The organism is Yaniella soli (assembly GCF_054782375.1).
The window spans coordinates 1-5,608 of record NZ_BAAGSP010000055.1 but is presented as its reverse complement, the minus strand read 5'-3'; the positions used below and the strand labels follow the sequence as shown (position 1 = coordinate 5,608).

Below are 5,608 nucleotides of genomic sequence, written 5' to 3'. Positions count from 1 at the left end.
GCCCGCGGCTTCCGAAACCCCCACAACTACCGACTCAGAATGTTGCTGATCGCAGGCGGCCTAGACCACCAACCCCACCCTTAAACCGGAAGAGCCACATTACGACTATTTCGTTTCATTTTTCTTCGCCAACATCCCTTTGCAGGATGTGGTGGCATTTCATATCGATGACCCTACGAGAGCAAAAGGCCCCGACCGGTACGAAATATAAGTTTTTTCGTCGATCGGGGCCTTCTAGGTCACTATTTAGCTGTTGCAGGCATCCTGGATTTGCTGGATTTCTGCATCGGTGTAGTTACCGTTTGGATCAGTGAAGCCTGGGTCACCTGGTTTTGGACCTTCACAGTTGAAGGTGCCAACGTCAGGAATGTTGACGACGTCAGAACCTGAGTATGAGGAGTCAGAACCCGAGTTGGATGCGGAATCTGAGCTTGAACCAGAATCTGCGCAAGCATCCTGGAATGCTTGGATTTCAGCATCGGTGTAGTTGCCATTTGGATCGGTAAATCCAGGATCACCTGGGACCGGTCCGCTGCAGTCAACGGTGCCAACACCTGGTACTTCGACACGGTCTGAGTTCGAGCCGGAGTTCGAATTCGTTTCAGGTGTGGTTGGCTCCATGTCGAGATCGCTTGATCCGCTGTCACCCGAGGTCGAACCGCTACCGGCAGATCCGCTCATGCGCTCCTGGATGTCTTGTTCGGTCATTAGTTGCGATTCATCTGGCTGTTCTGGAAGTTCAGTTTCGCCCCAGTCGGAGAAGTGCATTGTTGCGCCTTCATCAGAGACAGATGCGATCATCGGTGCGTCGTGATTTGCCTGGAGCACAAGTTCCTGGCCTTCTTCTTGACCGGTGTAGACCCATACGTCGTTTTCTTCACGTACTTCGTGGGTGCCTTCATCCGATATTTGGCCGCGTTCAACCGCAGTGCCTTCGGCATCATCGCCATTTTCCCAGCTATCGCGAAGCTCGTCGAAGAGTACTCCGACATTAAAGTTTTCTGATCCGTCACCTGCTTGCATCTCGTTGCTGTAATCGATCCATGAGCCAGCGAACTCTTCTTTGAGGTCATCAAACATTTGTTGTTCTTCAGAACTGAGACCCATGCTTTGGCCCGAGATGATATTGAAGATCGCATCGGTCGAGAGGAAGGTCCCTTCTTCGCCAAAGCTGCGCATCAGATCGTCTTCGCCGAGACTCATCGCAGAAGCCGTTCCGTCGAGTGCACCGTAGATGCGAATGTCCGAAAGGTCGCCGCCGCCCATTTGTTCAAACATTTCCACTGCTTGTGGCTCTTCACCTGCGACCGCGCTCAAGTCGGCGGTCAGCGTGACGTTGCCGGCTTCTTCCATCGAAGTCCACATCTGGTCATCGATCTCGGACAGTGCGGGAACGTCTTCAACGTTGCCGGCGGCCTCTTCGTTGTTGCCCTCTTCGCGTTCGCCGCCCATGATGCCGCTACAGCCGGTGAGAGCTACGAGTGATAATGAGGCGCTTAGCGCCATAAAATTGCGAATGCCTTTTCCATGATCATTCTCTCCGTTTCGTTTTATTTTGATCATCAGCGCCCCTTTGCAGGACTCAGGCCGATTTCATAAGGATCGACCTTGCAATCAACCACGAAAGCCGACTCGTTGAGTATCGCTGTCACCAGAAGTTTGCCCTCAAGAACATGATCTCTATCGACTACTTATGCGTGGCTAGGGCCGAGCGTATCACAAGCTTTAGCGAAGAAAGTCACAAAATAGCATCATTTAACGGCACGAAAGAGGCCCTGGGAACTGAATCCAGGGCCTCTACGTTCTCATCACTCACACCTCGAAAAGGATGGTTAATACGCTAAGAAACGTTCCTGTTTGCTAGCTTGTGTTCACCTTGGAAACTGGGAACAACCGCCTGAGAAAACCCTAGGCGCGGATTTGAACGCGCCAATTTACTTCCTGTTCAGGAATCTCGACCGGCGCCGTCGTTGCGGTGATTTCGGGGAGAGCAATCGACATTTTTCGGCGTGCAGAGCCGGTGCTCAAATTATGCTCAGAGCATATATGGAAATTTTTGTTCGGTGAACAACCTGTCTACACGACACCAAAGGTCACTCGAGCTCGCCAGGACCCGCAGCGCACGCCCCATCACCGATGTGCGGGATGTGCATCATCGCGTTCGGCCCCGCCCACTGGAACCCGATTCCGCCTTGTACATAGGGATCAGTTGCATCCAGTTGGGCTTCCGCGCGCTCTCGGCTGGTTTCTTCCCTAGTATCCGGGGTGCCATCCCCCGGCGTCATCGCTTCGATGGTGACATACAGTCGCTCCGGGTCCACTTCGTGCAACGCCGCAAAATAATCTTCGGTGGTGTAACGGTGCTCGCCGGATTCGTCTGCTTCCAGCGCCGTCGTGTCAACGCCGAGCCCATCCTGGGGTGAAACGAGCATGTGCGTCCCGTTGGCCAAGCCCAATAGGTTTTCATACCCCAGGGCTGTGGTTTCCGGGCTAATAGTCTCGCGGCCCGCTCGGCCTTCCAGATACGGCGAGATCACAACCGTCGCACCCGGTGACACCGTATTAATGAGCTGCGTCTGGCGGTCATAGTAGTCAGCAACTGGATCCCAGTGCGTTGTATCGGTCAGGGGCATTTCCATAGCCAAGTAGTATCCATCGGCCCCGCGCGTTTCGTAGGCTGCCACGAATTTTTCGGCGAATCCATCGAGCACATCGGCGTAGTTGCTATCCGGTAGCCAGGTCTCATCCGTTGTGCGCATCTGTGGGACCGGCAGCCCAATAAATGCATTGTTGTCGCGCTCATCCGAGACGCGCGTCAATGAATGGAAGGGATCACCGCCGTTGACGCTTTCGGTGACCACCACACTGTTATCACCGGCCGCGATGAGCCCGTACTCGGTGTCATCGACCTGCACCAGAGTGTCAGAGTCGTCGAGATCGATCCCTTCCCAGTTCATCTCAACCGTGTACTCATATGCTTGGCGGTCACCAATCTGCTCGGCGACGTCGGCTGGGTACTGGTCGGTGTCGACGGGTTCAACGCGTCCGCCAAAGGTGATTGCATCCGTGTTCATGCGCTGCAGGAGCTCGCCGGTTTGCTGATCGTCGGTTTGTGGGGACATGAACCCCGCGACGAATTCGCCATCGGCCCGACAAATCGGCTCCGGAGTGGGCGACGCATCAGGAGCAGTACCCGGAACAGAGACTGGGTCGTCGTGCAGCTGACTCTGCGCTATCCAAGAGACCAGCAGTGCTCCAGCAATCACAGCGATTCGGATGACCAGGATTCTGCGACGCCGGAGAGTTCGGGAACGGTGGCGAGAGTCGGGTGTGCTCCACGAATCTGACTTGCCCATGTGTTGATCTTATCCGGCCCCGCGCCACTGAAAGTTCCGGACATGAGAAGAGGCCCTGGGAAGGGGGATCCCAGGGCCTCATGCTCTCAATCACTCACACCTCGAAGAGGATGATTAAGAGTCTAAAGAACAGACCTGAGAGCGAGCTTGAATTCAGCTCAAGATCTCACATGAATTTTCGTGACTGCCGCAAGAGCGATGCGACGTCAAAGTGCTCCAGATAAAACCGAGGCCCCGGGACTGGATCCCGGGGCCTCGTACTCTCATCACTCACACCTTGAAGAGGTGCTTACTAGTCTAAGAAACACTCCTGGTTGTGAGCTTGAGTATAGCTGTATACTTCGCATGAATTGCCTGGCAAAAGCCTAGAAGCTCGTTTCTGGGATGACACCGAACTCGAGTACCAGTCTGCCGCGGACTCCACCGGCTTCCATACGGCGGTGCGCTTCGGGCGCCTGTTCTTTCGGCAGGACGTCTTCCACTTTCAGTGTGAGGATGCCGTCTTCAACCTGCTGGCGCAGCGTATCGAGTTTGTCGTGTTCTTGGTCGTAGTTGACCACCCAAATATCTTTGAGCGTCACGCCGCGTTCGCGCTCACCGTTGGCTCCGCGGATAGTGATGATGGTGGCGCCGTCTTTGGCTGCAGGGACGATTTCGTCGACTTGTACCGCCCCGTCGACAATACCGTCGACGCCGTCCGGGAATTGTTCGAGAATTTTGTTGGCGTAGTCTTCGCCGCGTGGCAACACCACATCGGCTCCCCTGCTTTTGACGAGTTCCTCGTCATTTTCAGCAGCATCTGCAATGACAGTCAGGCCGTCATTTTTGGCTAATTGGATGATGTAGCCACCAAGTGTACCGGCCGCGCCGGTCACCGCAAGGGTTGCGCCTTTCGGCAGGTCAAGTGTGTCCAGTGCTAGACGAGCTGTCAGCCCATTCATTGGCAGGGTTGATGCCTCAATAAGTGAAGCGTTCTCCGGGATACGGACGACCGAGTCGGCGGGAACGACAATCCGGTCTGCGTAGGCGCCGTGGGAGCCGTTGGGCAGGACGATGGCCATGACTTTGTCGCCCAATTTCAGGTAGGTATCGGTGTCTTCTGCAATGGCTTCGACCACGCCGGCGGCATCCATGCCAACAACGTATGGTCCTGGATTTTTACTATCACGCAGCCCTGCGCGGCGCATCGTGTCGGTGGGGCTCACCGCTGCAGCTTGCACGCGGATCAACACTTCGCCGGGGCCGGGTTCTGGGTCTGGTAGCTCGTGGACTTCGAGGACGTCGGGGTCACCTGGGGTATTGAATGCAATAGCTTCCATATTCATCACAGCGTACCAACCGGCCCGTGTATTCCTTGCGGCCAAAATTCCCTGTCCATCGGCAACGTCGGACAGTAGACTGAGACCATGTCAGCAAATAGTAGTGAAGTCGAACGGGCACTGCTTGCCCTTGATCGTCATGATCGAGCAGCAGTTATTCAGCGCGGTCTCCATAGCCTAGACACTGATGCTGAAGACAACGTGGGTCAAGAAAATGTAGACGCAGCCTGGCTCATTGAAATTCAGCGTCGTATCGACGATATCAGCAGTGGCGGTACTGAGTTATTGGACGTCGAAGACTCTCACCGAAAAATCCGTGCCGACATCTCAGCTCGACGTAAGTGAACTTGCGTCTGCGTGAGCATCCCCGGGCACGAGACGAGCTTCGGGATGCAGCAAGCTGGTATGAGGAAGAGCCGAGACTAGGTGACGAATTCCTTGATGCCATCGACGCCACCCTGACTCACATTCTTGAATGGCCCTTATCTGCTCCGCGCATCCCTAGTTGGGATCGCTCTCCGCTAGTCCGCAGCATGGGTGTAAAGCTGTTTCCTTACCGTGTAATCTACTTCGTCACCGATACGGAGATCGTGATACTTGCGTACTCACATCAGAAGCGTTACCCCGGATATTGGCAGAACCGATTTGGTAGCTGATGACTGCGACACCGCTTCTCCGATCTGAGATACGGCGTGGGACACTCTAGCCCAGGCCCCTTCTGCCCCACTTCAAGGCGACGATTTACAAAATCGAACGGTTCAACATACGGAGCTTCGCATCCATCCTGGACCCTCTTCGTCGTATGAAGATTCTATAGTGGAAAAACACGATGGATTAAATCGAGTAGGTGGGTCGGGTTTCCCGACCCACCTCTCACACCACCGAGCATGCGGGACCGCACTCGGCGGTTCGCTTAGCCGTTTGGACGAAAGC

The 5,608-nt window shown here is 55.0% G+C and carries 5 protein-coding genes; 2 read left to right on the top strand and 3 right to left on the bottom strand.

The window, feature by feature from the left end:
• Positions 1-246: 246 nt before the first annotated feature.
• The 3 genes from ACYVJT_RS14955 to ACYVJT_RS14945 form a co-directional block, all read right to left on the bottom strand.
• Complete coding sequence (locus tag ACYVJT_RS14955; protein WP_343959901.1) at positions 247-1,563, bottom strand: hypothetical protein; 1,317 nt, start codon at positions 1,561-1,563, stop codon at positions 247-249.
• 530 nt (positions 1,564-2,093) lie between these two features.
• The gene (locus ACYVJT_RS14950; RefSeq protein WP_343959899.1) at positions 2,094-3,356 is read right to left on the bottom strand and encodes a DUF4434 domain-containing protein; all 1,263 of its coding nucleotides are present in this window, start codon (positions 3,354-3,356) and stop codon (positions 2,094-2,096) included.
• 365 nt (positions 3,357-3,721) lie between these two features.
• Positions 3,722-4,675 (bottom strand): quinone oxidoreductase family protein, encoded by a 954-nt coding sequence (locus ACYVJT_RS14945; protein ID WP_343959897.1) that lies wholly within the window; start codon positions 4,673-4,675, stop codon positions 3,722-3,724.
• Positions 4,676-4,762: 87 nt separating this feature from the next.
• Here ACYVJT_RS14945 and ACYVJT_RS14940 point away from each other — a divergent pair, with 87 nt between their 5' ends.
• Both ACYVJT_RS14940 and ACYVJT_RS14935 read left to right on the top strand, forming a co-directional pair.
• Complete coding sequence (locus ACYVJT_RS14940; RefSeq protein WP_343959895.1) at positions 4,763-5,020, top strand: addiction module protein; 258 nt, start codon at positions 4,763-4,765, stop codon at positions 5,018-5,020.
• Positions 5,017-5,331 carry a type II toxin-antitoxin system RelE/ParE family toxin gene (locus ACYVJT_RS14935; protein ID WP_425579903.1) on the top strand — a complete coding sequence of 105 codons (315 nt, stop codon included), beginning with the start codon at positions 5,017-5,019 and terminating at the stop codon, positions 5,329-5,331. The genes ACYVJT_RS14940 and ACYVJT_RS14935 overlap by 4 nt, the downstream gene beginning before the upstream one ends.
• Positions 5,332-5,608: the final 277 nt, after the last annotated feature.

What these genes read in the sequence shown, in the direction of transcription:
- ACYVJT_RS14940 (WP_343959895.1), top strand. Translation starts at nt 4,763, where the DNA reads ATGTCAGCAAATAGTAGTGAAGTCGAACGGGCACTGCTTGCCCTTGAT.
- ACYVJT_RS14945 (WP_343959897.1), bottom strand. Translation starts at nt 4,675, where the DNA reads ATGGAAGCTATTGCATTCAATACCCCAGGTGACCCCGACGTCCTCGAA.
- ACYVJT_RS14955 (WP_343959901.1), bottom strand. Translation starts at nt 1,563, where the DNA reads ATGATCAAAATAAAACGAAACGGAGAGAATGATCATGGAAAAGGCATT.
- ACYVJT_RS14950 (WP_343959899.1), bottom strand. Translation starts at nt 3,356, where the DNA reads ATGGGCAAGTCAGATTCGTGGAGCACACCCGACTCTCGCCACCGTTCC.